This window comes from Amycolatopsis lexingtonensis, assembly GCF_014873755.1.
In the GTDB taxonomy this organism is placed as follows: domain Bacteria; phylum Actinomycetota; class Actinomycetes; order Mycobacteriales; family Pseudonocardiaceae; genus Amycolatopsis; species Amycolatopsis lexingtonensis.
Genome location: NZ_JADBEG010000001.1, coordinates 7,590,010 through 7,608,200 on the forward strand (window position 1 = coordinate 7,590,010; position 18,191 = coordinate 7,608,200).

The window sequence follows — 18,191 nt, forward strand, 5'->3', positions numbered from 1 at the left end:
AGGTGCTGCTGGCGGGACTGTGCACCGTGGACGTCGTCCAGCGGGTCGACGAGCTCCCGGCGCCGGGCGAGAAGGTGCAGTCGCTGCGGGTGGACGTCGCGGCCGGGGGGCCCGCGACGAACGCCGCGGTGACCGCCGCCGCGCTCGGCGCCGAGGCGACCCTGCTGACCGTCCTCGGCGCACACCCGCTGGCGGCCCTCGCCCGCGCCGACCTCGAGGCGCACGGCGTCCGGCTGATTGACCTCGCCCCTTCGCTCACGGAACCGCCCCCGGTCAGCGCGGTGGCCGTCCGCGACCGCGACGGCGAGCGCACGGTCGTCTCCCGCAACGCCGCCGAGCGGCACTTTCACGTGAAAGTGCCGCTTTTGGCAGCTGATGTCGTTTTGCTTGATGGGCATTATCCGGAACTCGCGCTGGCCGTCGCGAGGGGAACCGAGGCGCCGGTCGTGCTCGACGCGGGCAGCTGGAAGCCCGTGCTCGACGAGCTGCTGCCCCTGGTCGACGTCGCCGCGTGCTCCGCGCACTTCACCGCGCCGGAACCCGGCCTCCACGAGCGTGGCGTCCCCACCGTCATCACCACCGCCGGGCCCGGCCCGGTGCGGTGGTCCACAGCGGACGGCGGCTCGGGTGAGGTGCCTGTCGCGAGCGTGGCGGCGCGGGACACACTAGGTGCGGGCGACGTCTGGCACGGCGCGCTCGCCGTGGCCGTGGCACGCGAAGCGACGGTGCCGGACCGGATCCGCTTCGCCAACGAGGTGGCCGCCGAACGGGTGCGGCAGGTGGGACCGCGGTCGTGGACGACCGCGATCGCAGGAAGGAACAGGACATGACGGCGTTCGACGACCTGCTGGCCAGGGCCGAGGGCTTGACCGTGCGCGGGCAGCGCAACGTGCTGGGCATCATCGGCGCGCCCGCGTCCGGCAAGACCACGCTCGCGTGGGCGCTGGCCAACGCGCTCGGCTCGCGCGCCGCGGTGGTCGGCATGGACGGCTTCCACCTCGCGCAGGTCGAGCTGCGCCGGCTGGAGCGCACCGAGCGCAAGGGCGCCCCGGACACGTTCGACGCGGCCGGCTACTTCCACATGATCAAGCGGCTGGCCGAGGGCCGCGAGACGGTCTACGCGCCGGAGTTCCGCCGCGAGATCGAGGAGCCGATCGCCGGCGCGGTCGCCGTGCCGCCGGAGGTCCAGCTGGTGATCACGGAGGGCAACTACCTGCTGCTGCCGGACGACCCGTGGAGCGGGATCCGGCCGCTGCTCACCGAGGCCTGGTTCCTCGCGCCGGACGAGCCCGAGCGGATCGAACGGCTGGTCTCGCGCCACCGCCGCTACGGCCGTTCGCTGGTCGAGGCCCGCCGCCGCGCGCTCGGCTCGGACCAGCGCAACGCCGACCTGATCTCGCAGACGCGCGACCGGGCCGACCTGGTGCTGGAGAACCTGCCGCTGGCGAACTTCGCGATTTGACGCTCATCGTCACGGGCGGCAGCCGCGGGATCGGCGCCGCCACCTGCCTGCTCGCGGCTCAGCGCGGCCACGACGTCGTGGTCAACTACTCGGGCGATCCCGCGCCCGCGCTCGCCGTGGCCGACGAGGTGCGTTCGCTCGGCCGTCAGGCGCAGGCGGTGCGCGCGGACGTCTCGGTGGAGGGCGACGTCGTCGCGCTGTTCGACGCGGCCGCCGAGCTGGGGCCGGTGACCGCGCTGGTCAACAACGCGGCGATCACCGGCAACACCCCCGGCCGGCTCGACTCCTACGCCGTGGACGTCGTCCGGCGGACTCTGGACGTCAACGTGACCGGGGTGTTCCTGTGCTGCCGCGAGGCGGTCCGCCGCATGTCGACGCGCCACGGCGGCCACGGCGGCGCGATCGTCAACATCTCCTCGACGGCGGCGCGCACCGGCTCGGCCGGGGAGTGGGTGCACTACGCGGCGTCGAAGGCCGCCGTGGACACGCTGACGTTCGGGCTGGCCCAGGAGGTCGGCGGCGAAGGCGTCCGGGTCAACGCGGTCCGCCCGGGCATGATCCGGACCGGCCTGCACGACGCGGCCGGCCTCCCGGACCGCCTCGACCGGCTGGCACCGCAGATCCCGATGGGGCGGCCGGGTGAGCCGGCGGAGATCGCCGAAGCGGTGCTGTTCCTGCTGTCGCCGGCGTCGTCGTTCACTACCGGGGCGATCCTGGAGGTCGGTGGCGGCCGGTGACCGGTCGAGCACTCTCCGATAGACGTGAATGACCTTCGGTCACCGGCGTCCGCCTGCTGGGACGGCCGGAGACGGCGAGATCACGATCGGACGCGGACTTGGTCACCTCGGTTTCGCCGGGCGAACGCTGTGCAACTCTGGGAAGCCGCCACGCGAAAGGACGGCTTCGGAAGCCATGGCCAAACTCATGTCCGTGCACCACCTCGCGCTCACCGTGACCGACGTGGACCGCAGCGTGCCGTGGTACGCCCGCGTCCTCGACCTCGAGGAGGTCTTCCGGCGCGAAGAGCCGGACACGGGGCTGCGGAAGGTCGTGCTCCGCTCCGCCGGTGACGAGTTCTCCGTGGTGCTGGTGCAGCACGCCGACACCGGTAGACGCGGCTTCGACGAACACCGCGCCGGCCTCGAGCACGTGGCGTTCCGCGTGAGCTCGACGGCGGAACTGGCCGAGTGGGAGCAGCGCCTGGCGGAGTTCGGCGTCTCCTACCTGCCGACGGCGCCGTCGCGCACGTTCGAGGGTTCGAAGGTGGTCGTGTTCCGCGATCCGGACGGCATCCAGCTCGAGATCTGGGCCGACCCGGAGCTCTGACGCCTCAGGCTCGCGCGTCGTCCGGCTCTTCCACCGGACGCCGCATCTCCTGGCGGTAGCGCAGCACGCCGTACCCGGTGCCGACCACGAAGAACGCGATGCTGATCCACAGCGCCGCCGTCTTGACCCACGGCAGGGCGTCCAGCAGGCCCGCGCCGTAGTAACCGAGCAGGACCAGCGTCGGCACCCACAGCAGGCCGCCGAGCGCCGTCGCCGCCATGAAGCGGCGCGGGTCCATCCGGGCGGCGCCCGCGATCAGCGGGGCCAGCGTGCGGATCCACGGGATCCACCGGGCCGCCACGATCGCGAAGAAGCCCTTGCGGTCCAGGAACCGCTGCGCGCGTTCCAGCGCCTGGCGGTTCAGCACCTTGCCGTCGCGCCTCGCGATCAGCTTGGTGCCGCTGGTGCGCCCGATGTAGTAGCCGATCTGGTTGCCGAGCACGGCGACGATCAGCGCGGCTCCCGACAGGAACCACGCGTTCGCGTCCGAACCGTGCTGGGCGAGCACCACGCCGGCCCCGAACAGCAGTGAGTCACCGGGCAGGAACAGCCCGATGATCAGCGCGCATTCGACCAGCACGAAGCTCAGCACGATCACCCAGACGAGCAGCGGACCGGCGGTGTCCAGCCAGCTCACGCCGACGCCCGCGGCCTCGATGCTCACGACGTTCACACTGGAAGCCTACGTGGCCCAGGTGAACACCCCGCGGCGAACGGTCGAATCGAGCTGTGCGAGATATTCAGGTTCGACATGCCGTGAAGGCCCCCTTACCGGCTGTAGAAACCGTGAAGGCCTCCTTCCCGGTCATAAAAGCCGGGAAGGAGGCCTTCACGGAACTTCAGAACTGCGGCAGCGACTCGCCCTGGACCGCTTCGACGTCCAGCTCGATCTTCACCGTCGTGCCGACCGCAGCGACCCCGGCCCGGACCATCGCGCTGTAGTTGATCGCGAAGTCGTTCCGGTGCAGCGTCGTCTCCGCGTGGAACGCCGCGCGCACGCCGCCCCACGGGTCCGGGCCCCAGCCGCCGTAGGTCAGCTCGAGCTCGATCTCGCGGCGCTCGCCGTGCAGCGTCAGCTCGCCCAGCAGCGTCCACGAGTCGGCGCCGCGCTGGCGCAGGCCGGTGCTCGTGAACGTGATGACCGGGTGCACGTCGACGTCGAGGAAGTCCGGCGAACGCAGGTGGTCGTCGCGCATCTTGATGCCGGTTTCGATGCTCGCCGCCTTGATCTCGGCGTGCACCGACGACCGCTCGGCCGGGCGGCCGATCTCGATCCGGCCGGACACGTCCGGGAACCGCGCCTTGATGCTCGCGATGCCCAGGTGCCGCGCGGTCGCCATGACCGACGAGTGCATCGGGTCGATCACCCACGGCCCGGCGGGCGGCAGGTCGATCGCCTCGGCGACCGGCGCCAGCACGACGTCGCCGAGCGAGCCGGAGCCGTCCGAGGCGATCTGCGCCGTCCGGGCGACCGGGGTGTACCCAGCCGCCGTGACGACGGCCGTGTACATCCCCACCGGGAGGGCGTCGGTGACGACCTCCCCGCGGACGTCGGCCGCCTGCCGGGCGACCTGCCGGCCGGCCGGGTCCGTGACGGTGAGCACCGCGTGCTCCACCGCCCAGCCCTCGGCCGTCCGGAAGGTCGCGCGCAAGCCGGTCATGACCGGTCGACCAGCTCGTCGAAGGCCTGGTCGTAGCTCAGCCGGACGTCGTGGTCCGCTTCGCCGCCGGTCAGCTCCACCTGGCTGGTCGCCGGCGGGTAGCCGCTCGCGACCACGGTGTACGCGCCCGCGGGCAGGTCGCTCACCACGTACCGGCCTTCGCCGTCGGTCCGCGCGACCGCCGCCACGTTGCCCTCGGCGTCGAGCACGGTGATCCGCGCGTCCGGCACGACCCGGTCGCCCTCGGTCCGCGCGGTGCCGCCGAGCAGCACCGAGCTGGCGAGCTCGACGTCGTGGCGCAGCACGCCGCTGTCCGGCACGGTCAGCGTGAGCGCGACGGGCCGGTAGCCCGCGCCGCTGGCGACCAGGGTGTACGCCCCGGCGCCGACCCCGACGAAGGCGTAGGTGCCGTCCGCGGTCGTGATGAACGCGCCGTTCACCTCGCCGCGGCTGTCGGTCAGCGTCACCGTGACGTTCGCCAGCGGGGAGCCGGTGGCGGCCGCTCGCACGGTGCCGGTCAGCTCGCCGGACCCGGTGAGCGTGACGTCGACCGTCGCGGGGCCGTTGCTGATCACGACGCTGGAGGCCTGCGGCTGGTGGCCGTGGGCCGACACGATGAGGACGTACGCGCCCGGGCCCTGGCTGGGCACCGAGTAGCTGCCGTCCGCCGCGCCGGTGGCCCGCGCGACCTGGCGGCCGCGCTGGTCGATCAGCGTCAGCGCGGCACCCGGGACGTGGCTGCCGTCCTGCCGCCGCACGTGCCCGATCACCGGCACGCCGCCCGCGCCGACCGGGGTGTCGACGTCGGCGTCCGCGACGGAGTTCGTGACCGGCATCGGCAGCGCGCCCGACACGGCCTGGTAGTCGCCGTGGCCGTTCGTGCTCAGCGCGTGCTTCCCGCCGCCGACCAGTGCCGGCTCGCGGTCGGCCGGCTTGACCGGCTCGACGATCTCGGTCGGCGCGTCCGCGAAGCCGTCTTCCTCGAGCAGCGCCTCGCCGCCCTCCATGGCCGCCGCGGCCGGGGCCGCGTTGGTCAGCGGGATCTCCTTCATGAACAGCAGCACCACCGTGGCCAGCAGGGCCACCGCGCCGGCGATGTAGAACACCGTGGTGATCGACTCGGTGAAGCCGATCAGCACCGGGGTCTTGATCGCCTCGGGCAGGTTCTGGATGCCGCTGGTGTTCTCCGACAGGTTGCCGATGCCCGCGCCGGCGCCGGCCGGCAGATGCCCGCCGAACGCCTTGGTGATGTTGGGCAGCAGCGTGTTGAACAGGACCGTCAGGAAGATCGCGACACCGGCGGTACCACCGATCTGGCGGAAGAACGTCGCCGACGCGGTCGAGACGCCCATATCGCTGCGCGGGCCGGCGTTCTGCACCGCGATGATCAGCGTCTGCATGCACTGGCCGAGGCCGAGGCCGATGATGGCGGCCGCGACCAGCGGGTGCCACAGCGGCGAGTCGTACTTCACCTGCGCGAAGAAGAACGCGCCGCCGGCGATCAGGATGGTGCCGACGATCGGGAAGATCTTGTAGCGCCCGGTCTTCCCGGTGAGCCGGCCCGACACGATCGAGCTGATCATGATGCCCGCCATCAGCGGCAGCATCAGCAGCCCGGACTCGGTCGGCGTGTAGCCCTGCACGACCTGCATGAACTGCGGGATCATCGTGATCGCGCCGAACATCGCGACACCGACGATGACACCGCCGATGATCGCCACGGTGAACGTCGAGTTCTTGAACAGGCGCAGCGGGATGAGCGCGGCGTCCTTCATCAGCTTCTCGACCACGATGAAGGCGATGACGCCGACGCCGCCGATGACGTAGCAGAGGATGGACTTCTGGTCGCCCCAGCCCCACTTCTGGCCCTGCTCGGCGACGATCAGGAACGGCACGACCGCGACGACCAGCGTCAGCGCGCCCCACCAGTCGATCTTGTGCTTGTGCGGCGTGTGCGGCACGTTCAGGACCTTCGCCACGACGAACAGCGCGAGCACGCCGATCGGAACGTTGATCAGGAAGACCCAGCGCCAGCCGGAGATGCCGGCCAGGGTGTCGAAGCCGGCGAACAGGCCGCCCAGCACCGGGCCGAGCACGGTCGAGAGACCGAACACGGCGAGGATGTACCCCTGGTACTTCGCGCGTTCACGCGGCGGCACGATGTCGCCGAGGATGGTCATGGCCAGCGACATCAGACCGCCGGCGCCGAGGCCCTGCACCGCGCGGAACGCGGCGAGCTCGTACATCGACTGCGAGAACGTCGAGGCCAGCGAACCGGCGACGAAGATCGTGATCGCGGCCAGGTAGAACGGCTTGCGGCCGTAGATGTCGGACAGCTTGCCGTAGATCGGCGTGACGATCGTCGAGGTGATCAGGTACGCCGTGGTCGCCCACGCCTGCAGGTCGAAGCCGTGCAGGTCGTTGGCGATCTTGACGATCGACGTACCGACGATCGTCTGGTCCAGCGCGGCGAGGAACATGCCGCACATCAAGCCGCTCAGGATCGTGACGATCTGGCGGTGGCTCAGCCGGGGTGGTTGCCCCACCTCGGGCTGGGCGACTGCTTCGGTGGTGGAACTCATGCGTTGGCCCCCTTGGCCGGAGCACCGGCGGACGCGTGCGCGTCGGCCAGCTGTGGAGAGTGGTTCTCGATACCTGTGTTGAGCCGGCCGAAGAGGCGGTTCAGGGTCTGGATTTCCCCGTCCGTCCAGTCCCCGAGCACTTCGGCCAGCCACTGGTTGCGCTGCTTGCGGTTCTCTTCGAACACCCGCATGCCCTCGGAGGTCGGCGCGAGCAGGCACGCCCGGCCGTCTTCGGGGTCGGCCTGGCGTTCGACCAGGCCGTGCTGCACGAGGGAGCTCGACTGCCTGCTGATCGTGGAGATCTCGGAGTGGAGCGACTCCGCGAGCCGGCTGGTGCGCTGCGGGCCCTCGTGGATGAGGGTGAAGAGGATCGCGTACGCCGCCCGCTCGATGCCGTCCGGGCCCTGCTTGGAGACCTGCGACTTCGCCTTGTTGATCAAGCGGACCAGGCGCACGAGCTCGTGGCCGAGCTGGTCGGCGAGGTCGAGTTCGGCCGTGGGCCGGGTGGCGGCGGAGCTGTTCGGTGCCATGAGGGATCCTTCAACGGCGTTGGTTGGCGGCTGCAACTAGTTGCCTCAGGCAAGGATGTGCCTTCACCACCGGTTATGCAAGCGGACGGGCGCTCGGTGTGTCCGAACACACTTTAGTTGCCGTATGCAAGCAGATTTCCTCCGGGCTGCTCCGGAACAACAGCGGCCCCCGCCGGTTGGAGAAGGTATGACCGACGACACAGCGCTGAAGGACTTCCTCGCCGCCCACCGCCACGGCGTCCTCGCCACCATCCGGCGCGACGGGCGGCCCCAGCTGTCCACCATCACGTACCTGTACGACCCGGAAGCGGCGACGGTGATCGCGTCGATCACCGAGACCAGGGCGAAGGCGAAGAACATGCGCCGCGACCCGCGGGTGACGTTCCACGTCGGCAGCGAGGACGGCTGGAGCTACGTGGTCGCGGAGGGGCAGGCGTCGCTCACGGCGCCGGCGGCCGCACCGGACGACTCGACGGCCGACGCGCTGGTCGACTACTACCGGCGCGCGGCGGGCGAACACCCCGACTGGGCCGAGTACCGCGCGGCCATGGTCACCGACCAGCGGGTCCTGCTCACGATCCACGTCGAGAAGCTGATCGGCCTGGTCCGCTGAGGCTGCTCCGGGCGGCTGGTTTTGAAATTTTGGTTCCGCAGTGCGGAGTCTCCGGGCTTACGATGAGGCCATGAGCAACGAAGCCCTGGTCACCAAGCTCCGCGACCTGCTCGGCAAGAGCGCCGTGCTCACCGACTCCGACGTCACCGCGTCCTACGCCCGCGACATGATGCCGCTGGCGCCCTCCGGCAAGCCGTTGGCGGTGGTGCTGCCGGCGAACACCGAGCAGGTGCAGGCGGTGGTCAAGGCCTGCGCCGAAGCCGGCGTGCCGATCGTGCCGCGCGGCGCGGGCAGCGGCCTGTCCGGCGCCGCGAACGCGATCGACGGCTGCGTGACGCTGTCGCTGACCAAGCTGAACGAGATCGTCGAGATCGACCCGGGCAACCGGCTGGCCGTGGTGCAGCCCGGCGTCGTCAACCTGGACTTCCGCACCGCCGTGGAGAAGCACGGGCTGTTCTACCCGCCGGACCCGTCCAGCTACGACTGGTGCACGATCGGCGGCAACCTGTCGACCAACGCGGGCGGGCTCTGCTGCGTGAAGTACGGCGTGACGACCGACTCGGTGCTCGGCCTCGAGGTCGTCCTGGCGGACGGGTCGCTGCTGAAGACGGGCCGCCGGACGGTCAAGGGCGTGGCGGGCTACGACCTGGCCCGGCTTTTCGTCGGCAGCGAGGGCACGCTCGGCGTCATCACGCAGGCGACGGTCCAGCTCAAGCCGTTGCCCCAGGCACCGGCCACGCTGGTGGCGGGCTTTTCGACGACCGAAGCGGCCGGGGAGGCCGTGGCGCGGGTGGTGCGCGAAGGGCTCGTGCCGTCGTTGCTGGAGATCATGGACGCGTCGTCGATCAAGGCGTCCGAGACGTACCTGAAGACGGACCTCGGCGCGGGTTCGGACTGCCAGGCGCTGTTGCTGGGCCAGTCCGACGCGGGCGGCGAGGTCGCCCGCCGCGAGCTGGCGGCGCTGGAGCAGATCTGCGTCGACTGCGGCGCCGACCTGGCGTACACGACCGAGGACATCGAAGAGGGCCGGATGCTGCTGCAGGCCCGTCGGGTGGTGCTGACCGCGCTGGAGACGTACGGGCTGTGGCTCACCGACGACGTCTGCGTCCCGCGGACGCGCATCGCCGAGCTGATCCGCGGGTGCGAGAAGATCAGCTCCGAGGTGGGGCTGCGGATCGCGGTGGTCGGGCACGCCGGCGACGGCAACATGCACCCGACGATCGTCTACCAGCCGGACGACCCGGACGAGTTCGCTCGGGCTCAGCGCGCGTTCGACGAGATCCTCGAGGTCGGCCTGTCCCTGGGCGGCACGGTGACCGGCGAGCACGGGGTCGGGAAGATCAAGCGCGAGTGGCTGGAGCGGGAGATCGGGCCGGTCGGGATGCGGGTGCACCGGCAGATCAAGGCGGCTTTGGACCCGGGGAACCTGTTCAACCCGGGGTCGATGTTCTCGATGACCTGAGCCGCGCCGGCAGGGGCCCCGCCCGGGGGACCCCTGCTTTCACGTTACCGCCGGGGTCCGACAGCTTCGGGCGGCTCGGTCTTGGTGGTGTGCTCGAGGTGCTCGCCAGAGGTCTTGAATGAGTCATTCAGGACCTCCGACGCCCTGAATGACTCATTCAAGACACTCCAGCCGAACCTGAGCCGGAGACGAAAAGGGCCCCACCGCCGACCGGTGGGGCCCAGATTTCGCCAAGACTTCAGTCCTTGATCCGCGGGATCCGCTGCGTGACCTCCGGGTCCGCCGAAGACAGCGCCGCCTTCTTCTCGCGCCGCGCCTTCAGGTACTCCAGCACGATCGGGACCACCGACACCAGCACGATCAGCACGAAGATCGCGTCGACGTTGTTCGCGATGAACGACACCCCGCCGAGCAGCGAGCCGAGCACCGTGATGCCCGCGGCCCACAGGATGCCGCCGATGACCGTGTACGTGAAGTAGCGCTTCGGGTCCATGCGGCCGATGCCCGCGATCCACGTGATGAACGTCCGCACGAACGGCACGAACCGGGCCAGTACCACCGCCTTGGGGCCGTGCTTCTCCAGGAACTCGTGCGTCTTGTCGACGTACTCCTTCTTGAAGAACTTCGAGTCCGGCCGGTTGAACAGCTTCGGCCCGACGAAGTAGCCGATGTAGTACCCGACCACGTTGCCGAGCAGGGCCGCGACCGTCACCAGGACGCAGACCAGCCACAACGGCGCGTCGAGGGTCCCGTTCGCGATGAACAGGCCGGCCGTGAACAGCAGGGAGTCACCGGGCAGCACCGGGAAGATGCTGCTCTCGATGAAGATGATCAGGCACAGCACCGCGATGACCGGCGTCGTCAGGCCGCTCAGCAGGTGCTGCGGGTCCAGCCATGACGGCAGCAGCGACATCGTGTTGACCGTGCTCTGGGCGAGAATCACCTCAAAAACGGTACAGGGTCACCCTGAGTCGTTACTGAGGCCCGTCAGACGAGCGTCAGCAAGCCCACCACGGACCCCGCCGCGAGGCCCAGCAGGACCGCCAGCAGCAAGATCCAGTACGCGGGCAGCTGCGCCGACGACCGGGGCAGCGGGGGCGGGGTGTACGCCGTCGGCGCTTCGGACGCCGCGTCCAGTGCCGCGCGCTCGCGCTCCAGTGAGTCCGCGCTCGCGCCCGAGAGCAGGCCGTACGCCGAGGGCAGCTCGTTGATCGCGCTGGTCGGGACGGCGTCGGTCGCCGGTTCCGGGTCGCGGGCGGGCGACGCCGAAGGGGCGAAGACGGCTTGCGCGCGAAGGGCGTCCGCCAGCAGTTGCTCGGGGTCCTTCGGCTCGCTCATCTCCGCCCGTCCTCGTTCCGAAACCTCAGGTGCTCAACGTAGCCGTACCCACTTCGGCGACCCATTCACCCCGGCGCAGCACCTTCGACGGCCGCAGGTCCTGGTCGAGGACCACGAGGTCGGCCTGGTGGCCGGTGCACAGCATGCCGGTGCGGTCGGCGATGCCGAGCAGCTCCGCGGGCCGTTGCGACGTCGCGTGCACCGCGTCCAGGATGCCGAGTTTCGCACCCCGGACCAGGTTACGGAAGGCGGTGTCCATCGTCAGGGTGCTGCCGGCCAGCGAGCCGTTGTCGGCGAGGGTCGCGACGCCGTCGTGGACGTCGACCTCGAGGCGGCCCAGCGTGTAGCGGCCGTCGGCCGCGTCGGTGGCCGACATCGCGTCGGTGATGAGGACCGTGCGGTCGCGGCCCGCGTGCTTCGCGGCCAGCCGGACCACCGTCGGGTGCAGGTGGACCAGGTCGCAGATGAGCTCGATCGTGATGCGCTCGTCATCGAGCAGTGCCCCGATCGGGCCGGGCTCGCGGTGGTGGAGCGGGCGCATGCCGTTGAACAGGTGCGTCGCCACCGAAGCGCCCGCGTCGATGGCGGGCAGCAACTGCTCCTCGATGCCGTCGGTGTGGCCGATGGCGGCGATGACGCCGGACTCGGCCAGCTGCCGGACGGCCTTCACGCCGCCGTGCAGCTCGGGGGCGATGGTGACCATCCGGATCGCGCCCTGGCCCGCGCGCAGGAGCTTCTCGACCGTGCCGGTGTCCGGCTCGAGGAGCGTCTCGGGGTCGTGGGCGCCGCAGCGGGCCTTCGAGATGAAAGGCCCTTCCAGGTGGATGCCCGCGACCTCGCCGTCCTGGACGATCTCACGCAGCGCGGCCACCTGCTCACGCAGGATGTCGACCGGGTCGGAGACCAGGCTGGCCAGCATGGTCGTGGTGCCGTGACGGCGGTGCGCTCGCACCGCCGTCAGGAGTTCCTCCGGATCGAGGGAGGTGAACGAAGCACCTCCCCCGCCGTGGCAGTGGGTGTCGATGAACCCGGGGACGACCAGCGCCCCTCCGACGTCCACGTGCTCGCCGGACGGCGGGGTCCCGGAACCCACGCCGGCGATCCGCCCGTCGGAGACGGCTACCCAGCCGTCGTCGAGTACACGGTCCGGGGCGGCGACCCGGCCGCCCATGATCACGAAATCTCCGGCGCCTCTCACGCACCCCAGCATATATTGGTCTGGACCAAGCATGGTGATACGACTCAGTGATCGGAGTGGTCCACCCGGGTCACCGTGGGGCTTGCATGGCCTTCTGGAGTGCCTCGAGCGCCCGGCTGGCGGTCGATTTAACGGTACCCTTGGAAATGCCTGCCGCCTCAGAGATTTCGGCTTCGCTCAGCCCACCGTAGTAACGCAGCACCAGCACTTCGCGCTGGCGGGGCGGCAACTTGGACAAGGCGGACACGACGGCCTGGTGCTCGCTGGAGAGCATCGCGAGGCTCTCGGCGGACCGCGCGTTGACCGCGTGCGGCGGCACGTACTCGCGGGCGGTCTTGCGCCGGCGCAGCACGCTGCGCGACCCGTTGACCACCGCGGTGCGCAGGTAGCCGACCGCCGCCGCCGCGTCCCGGAGCCTGCCCCAGTTGCGGTGCAGGCCGGTGAAGGCCTCCTGGACGACGTCTTCCGCCGTCGCGGGCTCGTCGACCAGCAGAATCGCCAGCCGGACCAACCTCATGCGGTGCTGGCGGTAGAGGTCTTCGAGGGTCAGCGGCGCGGCTGTCTGCGCCGGGGCCGGACCGTCCATGACCCGCAGGTGGCCGAGGGTTGCCTCGACGCTGCGTTCCGCATTGCCCTCGAGCATGAACCCCTGCCTGTCTCCGACCCCGGTTTGCACGGTGTGTCGCGTCAGCAGGTTCACGGTATTCACAGCGCTCACACAGGTACTGACGCACGCCCAGCCTATCGGGTTGGCCTCCGGTGGCCACCGATCGGATGCTGGGACACGGCGGCGACCCGGGTAGCGTTGGTCCCGACCCGCCCCCGCCCGACCCCGGAGATCCACATGGCCTGGTACCTCGTCGAAATCACCTACGTCCAGGAGAAGCTCCAGGAGGTGCGGCCGCGCCACCGCGAGTTCCTGGGCAAGCTGGCCGAGCAGGGCCGCGTCGCGGTCGCCGGCCCGCTCGGCGACGGCACCGGCGGCGTCACGCTCTACCAGGCCGACGACGAGGCGCACCTCAAGGAGACGATCGACCAGGACCCGTACTTCCTGGAGGGGGTCATCGCCGAGCGCAGTGTCCGCGAGTTCAAGCCGGTGATCGGCGCCTGGCTGCCCCAGGAGTCATAGGTCGAGCACCGCGGGGCCGCGGTCGACGCAGATCCGCATCGATCCGCCGTCGGCCGTCGGCACCGCGCAGGTCCCGCAGAAACCCTGGCGGCACGAGTACGGCGTCCCGGGCCGCGCCGCCAGCAGGACGTCCAGGGCGCTGCGGTCGGCCGGGACGTCGAGCACCTGGCCCGACCTGCGCAGCGTCAGCCGGAACGGCGCCCCGGAGACGATCGGCGGCGGCGCGAACCGCTCGAAGTGCACCGCGCCCGCGGTCAGCGCCAGGTCCACCCGGACGCCGGTGATCATCGGCACCGGGCCGCAGCAGTACACCGCCGCGCCCGCCGGCCTGCCGTCGAGGAGCTCGGCGCCCGACGCCGGGACGCCGTACTCGGTGTCCGGGCGGATCCAGACGCGGTCGTCGCCGTCCAGCTCGCCGAGGAACGGCATCGAGGCGCGGCTGCGGCCGGTGTAGACCAGCCGCCAGTCCGCGCCGTGGGCCCGCGCGCGGCGGACCATCGGCAGGATCGGCGTGATCCCGATGCCGCCGGCGATGAACAGGAACGGCCCGGTGCCGACGAAGGGGAACGCGGTCCGCGGGCCGCGCACGATCACCCGCGCGCCCGGGCGCAGGGCGTGGACCTCGGCCGACGCGGCGCCGATCTTCCGCACGGCGATGCGGTAGTGGTCGGTTTCGGCCGGGTCGCCGCACAGCGAGTACTGCCGCACCAGCCCGGACGGCAGCACCAGGTCGATGTGCGCGCCCGGCCGCCAGCCCGGCAGCGGTGCGCCGTTCGCGAGCCGCAGGCTGACGACGTCCTCGGCTTCGGGCCGGACGGCCTCGACCACCAGCGGCAGGTTCCGGTCGACCGCGCGCACCGGCGGCCGCCGCTTCCCGCTGAACCCCGAAAGCCGGCGGTAGGCGCCCACGACACCGACCAAAGTGGACAGCAGGAGATCGGTCCGGTCGCTGCCGTCCAGCCGGGTGGGCCGGCCGAGAGCGGAGCTTTCACGTGAAAGCTCCGCGCCCAGGTCGCTGCTTTCACGTGAAAGCTCCGCGCCGAGGCGGGTGGGCCGGCCGAGGGTCACCCCGCCGCCCGGGCGGCCGGGGAACTCGCCAGGTAGGCCACGGCCTGCTCGGTGCTGCCGGTCTCCGTCGGGTGGTAGCCCTTCCGGAAGTACGGCCGGATCTCCCGCGCCAGCTGGCGTCCGGTCGGCAGCAGACCCCGCTTCGCCGCCCGGCGGTACGCGCGCAGCGTCGCGCGGCCGGGGCGGGTCGGGTCGTGGCGCATCAGGTACCGCGTGCCGCGCGAGAAGACCCACGCCAGCACCGGCGTCACCGCCGCCATGCTGCGGACCCGGCGGGTGTACCGGCCGTCGAGGTGCATGAACAGGTCGAACGCGACCGACCGGTGCTCGACCTCTTCGGCGCCGTGCCAGCGCAGCAGGTCGAGCATCACGGGGTCGGCGCCCGCCGCCTCGAGGGGCGCGTCGAGCACCCACTGGCCGAGGAACGCGGTGTAGTGCTCGATCGCGGCGATGATCCCCAGCCGTTCGACCAGCCACTCTTCGGCTGCTTTCCCGGTCAGGTCGCGGTCGCCGAGCAGCTTCCGGAACAGCCACTCCATCTGGGCGATGAACGGCCGCACCGGCACGCCGGCGGCTTCGAGGTGCGCCGCGGCGCCGTCGTGGGCCTGCGCGTGCACCGCCTCCTGGCCGATGAAGCCGAGGACGTCCGCCTTGAGCCGCTCGTCGCGGATCAGCGGGACCGCCTGCTTGAACACCTCCACGAACCAGCGCTCGCCTTCGGGCAGCGCCAGGTGCAGGACGTTGATGGTGTGCGTGGCCTGCGGTTCGCCGGGGATCCAGTGCATCGGCAGCGCCGCCCAGTCGAACTTGACGTCCCGGGCGTGCAGCACGAGCTGCTCGTCCGGCGAGGTCATGACGCCCGGCCGGACAGTTCGTAGTCCGCGGGGTCGACCTTGCGGGTCTCCAGCCAGTAGCGCCAGGTGAAGCCGGGCCAGATCGTCCGGTTCACGCCCTTGGCGTCGAGGTACCAGCTCTTGCAGCCGCCCTGCGTCCAGACGCCCTTGACCAGCTTGTCCTGGATCTCCTGCTGGAACTTGTCCTGCACGCCCGGCCGCACGTCGAGCGCGGCGGCGTCGCGGGAGTCGGCGAGCTTGATGGCGTCGACGACGTACTTCGACTGCGACTCGATCATGAACACGACGGAGTTGTGGCCCAGCGCGGTGTTCGGCCCGAGCAGGAAGAACAGGTTCGGGAAGCCGGACACGGTGATGCCCTTGTGCGTCCGCATGCCCTCGGCCGCCCACTCCTTGGCGAGGTCGCGGCCGTCGACGCCGGTGATGTCGAGGTACTCCAGCGCGTCGGTGACCTTGAAGCCGGTGCCGTAGATGATCGCGTCGACCTCGTGCTCGACGCCGGCGGCGTCGACGATCGAGTGCGCCTTGACCTCTTTGATCCCGGACGTGTTGACGTCGACGTTCGGCCGGTTCAGCGCCGGGTAGTAGTCGTTGGAGATCAGGACGCGCTTGCAGCCCATCGTGTAGTCGGGCGTGACCTTCTTGCGCAGCGCGGGGTCCTTGATGCCCTTCGCGATGTGCCGCTTCGCGATGAGCTCGCCGGCCTTCATGATCGCCGGGTGGCCGTTGAAGCCGATCGCGCGGACTTCGAGGAACCAGTACAGCGCGTTGCGGTAGGCCCGCTGGGTGCCCGGGACGCGCTTGAACAGCGTCTGCGCCCACGACGGCATCGCGTGGTCGGGCTTCGGCATGATCCACGGCGGCGTCCGCTGGAAGAGCGTCAGCTCGGCGACGTCCGGGGCGATCTTCGGGACGAACTGGACCGCGCTGGCGCCGGTGCCGACCACGGCGACCTTCTTGCCGCGCAGGTCGTACTCGTGGTTCCACTGCGCGGAGTGCCAGGTCTGGCCCTTGAACTTCCCGATCCCGGGCAGCTCGGGGACCTGGGGGATGTGCAGGCCGCCGACGCCGGAGACGAGGAACTGCGCGACGAACTCGCGGCCGTCCTTGGTCGTCGCCGTCCAGCGGCGCTCCCGCTCGTCCCAGTGCGCGCCGGTGAGCTCGACGCCGAAGCGGATCTTCTCGCGCAGCCGGTACTTGTCCGCGACGCCCTTGAGGTACTCGAAGATCTCCGGCTGCGGCGAGAACGACCGCGACCAGTCCGGGTTCTGCTCGTACGAGAACGAGTACATGTGCGACTGCACGTCGCACGCGCACCCGGGGTAGGAGTTGTCGCGCCAGGTGCCACCCACCTCGGTGGCCTTCTCCAGGATCACGTAGTCCCGGATGCCGGCCTTTTCGAGCTGGATCGCCTGCCCGAGCCCGGAAAACCCGGTGCCCACGATCACGACCTTGAACCGCTCGGTCATCTGTCGGCCTCCGCTGCTTCGAGGATGCTGCCCAGATGACGTTACCTCAAGTAACAGTTACTTGGAAGTACTCCCTACCGATCAGTACGTCCCACCGAGCTTGCCGTGGTTCCAGCTGGCGACCTTGGTCGGCCGGAAGATCAGCCCGACGCGCTTGGGGGCCTGACCTGCGATGAAGCCCCGCAGCTCGTCGGGCACCGGGTCGCCCGGCTTGGCGCCCGCGTACCGCTGCATGAGCTCGATCCCCATCCGGGTGACCTCGGCGGTGTCCTCGACGATCTCGACGTCGGCCTCGAAGGAGACGCCGCGCAGCTTCTCGTAGCTGTCGCCGTCCTCGACGAGCACGGTCGCCTCGGGGAGCCGCCGCAGGTTCTTCGCCTTCTGGGACGTGCCGTACGTCCAGGTCGCGACGCCGTCCTCGTGCGGGAAGTACCAGAGCGGCGCGAGGTGCGGCCGCCCGTTCGGGCCGACGCTGGCGACGTTGATGACCTTCTGGCCGGCGAGGTACTCGCGGACCTCGTCCTCGGTCATCCGGATCTGCTCACGACGGGACATGTTCACCCCTTGGTGGCGGCTCGCCCACCGTGGCCGGTGACCGCCGACTCGAACGCGCCGCGCGCCTCGATGTCGGCCAGCGCGGCCTTGTCCGCCGAAGGTACCCGGCTGCGGGAGCCGATTTCGATGATCGGCGGCAGGAACGCGCGGAGCAGCTTGAGCCCGCCGACCCAGCGCGGCACGTGGATGGTCCGGGCGCGCTTGAGGATGCCCGCTTCGAGGTCGTCCAGCGCGGTGTCGAGCGGGTAGGTCTTGCCGATCAGGCCCGGCATCGATGCGCGGAGTTTGCCGAACACGGGGTGCGCGTCGGCGCTCTCGACCAGGTCGGTGCGGATCCACGTCGGGTGCGCGACGCCGACCTTGACGCCCAGGTGGGCGACCTCGGCGCGGAGGCTGTTCGAGAACGCCTCGACACCGGCCTTGGCGGCGGCGTAGTTCGCCATGCCCGGCGCGTGCGTGATCGCGGCGAGGCTGGAGATGGCGAGCAGGTAGCCCTTGCGCTCGATGACGTGCGGGAGCGTGACGCGGAACGTCCGCCAGACGCCGAGCAGGTCGACCTCGATGACCTTCTCGAACGCGGCCTTGTCGACCGAGCGGACGAAGCCCGCGGTCGCGATGCCGGCGTTGGCGATGACGATGTCGATCCCGCCGAAGTGCTCGACGACGCCCTTCGTCGCTTTTTCGAGGGCGTCCCAGCTCGTGACGTCGGCTTCCCAGGCGTGCGCGTTCGGCCCGATCCGGTCGGCGACCTTCTTCTGCTCTTCGGCTTCGAGGCCGACGAGGGCGACCTTCGCGCCGCGCGCGGCGAGCCGTTCGGCCAGTCCGGCGCCGATGCCGCGGGCCGCGCCGGTGATCAGCACGACCTTCCCGTCGACCTTCTTGGTGCCGCTCAGCAGCGAAAACGGGTTGGCCACGGTGCCCTCCTTGATGTCACTTGAGGGCAC

20 protein-coding genes are annotated in these 18,191 nt (G+C 70.6%); 7 read left to right on the forward strand and 13 right to left on the reverse strand.

What is annotated here, in order from left to right; translation table 11 throughout:
* Window positions 1-2 precede the first annotated feature (2 nt).
* The 4 genes from H4696_RS35025 (at window position 3) to H4696_RS35040 (ending at window position 2,788) form a co-directional block, all read left to right on the forward strand.
* On the forward strand, window positions 3-830 hold the full coding sequence (locus H4696_RS35025) for a PfkB family carbohydrate kinase (protein WP_086862418.1): 828 nt from the start codon (window positions 3-5) through the stop codon (window positions 828-830).
* Window positions 827-1,462 carry a nucleoside/nucleotide kinase family protein gene (locus tag H4696_RS35030; protein ID WP_086862402.1) on the forward strand — a complete coding sequence of 212 codons (636 nt, stop codon included), beginning with the start codon at window positions 827-829 and terminating at the stop codon, window positions 1,460-1,462. Before H4696_RS35025 ends, H4696_RS35030 begins: the two co-directional genes overlap by 4 nt.
* Window positions 1,459-2,199 (forward strand): SDR family oxidoreductase, encoded by a 741-nt coding sequence (locus H4696_RS35035; RefSeq protein WP_086862403.1) that lies wholly within the window; start codon window positions 1,459-1,461, stop codon window positions 2,197-2,199. The genes H4696_RS35030 and H4696_RS35035 overlap by 4 nt, the downstream gene beginning before the upstream one ends.
* Window positions 2,200-2,374: 175 nt before the next feature.
* A complete protein-coding gene (locus H4696_RS35040; RefSeq protein WP_086862404.1) occupies window positions 2,375-2,788 on the forward strand; it encodes a VOC family protein in 414 nt (137 codons plus the stop codon).
* Between the two features lie 4 nt (window positions 2,789-2,792).
* Here H4696_RS35040 and H4696_RS35045 read toward each other — a convergent pair whose 3' ends face one another.
* The 4 genes from H4696_RS35045 to H4696_RS35060 form a co-directional block, all read right to left on the reverse strand.
* A complete protein-coding gene (locus tag H4696_RS35045; RefSeq protein ID WP_086862405.1) occupies window positions 2,793-3,461 on the reverse strand; it encodes a DedA family protein in 669 nt (222 codons plus the stop codon).
* 166 nt (window positions 3,462-3,627) lie between these two features.
* Window positions 3,628-4,449 (reverse strand): YceI family protein, encoded by an 822-nt coding sequence (locus H4696_RS35050; RefSeq protein WP_086862406.1) that lies wholly within the window; start codon window positions 4,447-4,449, stop codon window positions 3,628-3,630.
* Window positions 4,446-7,031, reverse strand: coding sequence for an MFS transporter (locus H4696_RS35055; protein ID WP_086862407.1), 2,586 nt, complete (start codon window positions 7,029-7,031; stop codon window positions 4,446-4,448). The genes H4696_RS35050 and H4696_RS35055 overlap by 4 nt, the downstream gene beginning before the upstream one ends.
* Window positions 7,028-7,561 carry a MarR family winged helix-turn-helix transcriptional regulator gene (locus tag H4696_RS35060; RefSeq protein ID WP_086862408.1) on the reverse strand — a complete coding sequence of 178 codons (534 nt, stop codon included), beginning with the start codon at window positions 7,559-7,561 and terminating at the stop codon, window positions 7,028-7,030. Before H4696_RS35060 ends, H4696_RS35055 begins: the two co-directional genes overlap by 4 nt.
* Before the next feature lie 187 nt (window positions 7,562-7,748).
* Here H4696_RS35060 and H4696_RS35065 point away from each other — a divergent pair, with 187 nt between their 5' ends.
* Together H4696_RS35065 and H4696_RS35070 are read left to right on the forward strand one after the other, a co-directional pair.
* Window positions 7,749-8,174 (forward strand): PPOX class F420-dependent oxidoreductase, encoded by a 426-nt coding sequence (locus H4696_RS35065; protein WP_086862409.1) that lies wholly within the window; start codon window positions 7,749-7,751, stop codon window positions 8,172-8,174.
* Between the two features lie 70 nt (window positions 8,175-8,244).
* Entirely contained in the window at window positions 8,245-9,636 is a 1,392-nt protein-coding gene (locus tag H4696_RS35070; RefSeq protein ID WP_169735067.1) for an FAD-binding oxidoreductase, read from the forward strand.
* A gap of 238 nt (window positions 9,637-9,874) precedes the next feature.
* Here the strand turns inward: H4696_RS35070 and H4696_RS35075 are convergent, their stop codons facing one another.
* The 4 genes from H4696_RS35075 to H4696_RS35090 form a co-directional block, all read right to left on the reverse strand.
* Window positions 9,875-10,579 carry a DedA family protein gene (locus H4696_RS35075; protein ID WP_086862411.1) on the reverse strand — a complete coding sequence of 235 codons (705 nt, stop codon included), beginning with the start codon at window positions 10,577-10,579 and terminating at the stop codon, window positions 9,875-9,877.
* A gap of 44 nt (window positions 10,580-10,623) precedes the next feature.
* Window positions 10,624-10,974, reverse strand: coding sequence for a hypothetical protein (locus tag H4696_RS35080; RefSeq protein WP_086862412.1), 351 nt, complete (start codon window positions 10,972-10,974; stop codon window positions 10,624-10,626).
* A gap of 25 nt (window positions 10,975-10,999) precedes the next feature.
* A complete protein-coding gene (nagA, locus tag H4696_RS35085; RefSeq protein WP_086862413.1) occupies window positions 11,000-12,151 on the reverse strand; it encodes an N-acetylglucosamine-6-phosphate deacetylase in 1,152 nt (383 codons plus the stop codon).
* A 91-nt stretch (window positions 12,152-12,242) separates the two neighbouring features.
* Window positions 12,243-12,815: an RNA polymerase sigma factor gene (locus H4696_RS35090; RefSeq protein ID WP_169735068.1), complete on the reverse strand. Its 573-nt coding sequence runs from the start codon at window positions 12,813-12,815 to the stop codon at window positions 12,243-12,245.
* 201 nt (window positions 12,816-13,016) lie between these two features.
* On the opposite strand from H4696_RS35090, the gene H4696_RS35095 reads away from it, so the two are divergent.
* On the forward strand, window positions 13,017-13,301 hold the full coding sequence (locus H4696_RS35095) for a YciI family protein (RefSeq protein ID WP_086862415.1): 285 nt from the start codon (window positions 13,017-13,019) through the stop codon (window positions 13,299-13,301).
* Here the strand turns inward: H4696_RS35095 and H4696_RS35100 are convergent.
* From H4696_RS35100 to H4696_RS35120, 5 genes are all read right to left on the reverse strand, one after another.
* Window positions 13,296-14,261 (reverse strand): PDR/VanB family oxidoreductase, encoded by a 966-nt coding sequence (locus H4696_RS35100; protein WP_143265212.1) that lies wholly within the window; start codon window positions 14,259-14,261, stop codon window positions 13,296-13,298. The two genes, H4696_RS35095 and H4696_RS35100, sit on opposite strands and share 6 nt — an antisense overlap.
* 104 nt (window positions 14,262-14,365) lie before the next feature.
* A complete protein-coding gene (locus H4696_RS35105) occupies window positions 14,366-15,223 on the reverse strand; it encodes a metal-dependent hydrolase (RefSeq protein WP_086857582.1) in 858 nt (285 codons plus the stop codon).
* Window positions 15,220-16,692 (reverse strand): flavin-containing monooxygenase, encoded by a 1,473-nt coding sequence (locus H4696_RS35110; RefSeq protein ID WP_086857581.1) that lies wholly within the window; start codon window positions 16,690-16,692, stop codon window positions 15,220-15,222. The genes H4696_RS35105 and H4696_RS35110 overlap by 4 nt, the downstream gene beginning before the upstream one ends.
* A gap of 81 nt (window positions 16,693-16,773) precedes the next feature.
* On the reverse strand, window positions 16,774-17,247 hold the full coding sequence (locus H4696_RS35115; protein ID WP_086857580.1) for a pyridoxamine 5'-phosphate oxidase family protein: 474 nt from the start codon (window positions 17,245-17,247) through the stop codon (window positions 16,774-16,776).
* Window positions 17,248-17,249: 2 nt separating this feature from the next.
* Window positions 17,250-18,161 carry an SDR family oxidoreductase gene (locus tag H4696_RS35120; RefSeq protein WP_086857579.1) on the reverse strand — a complete coding sequence of 304 codons (912 nt, stop codon included), beginning with the start codon at window positions 18,159-18,161 and terminating at the stop codon, window positions 17,250-17,252.
* Between the last annotated feature and the right edge of the window lie 30 nt (window positions 18,162-18,191).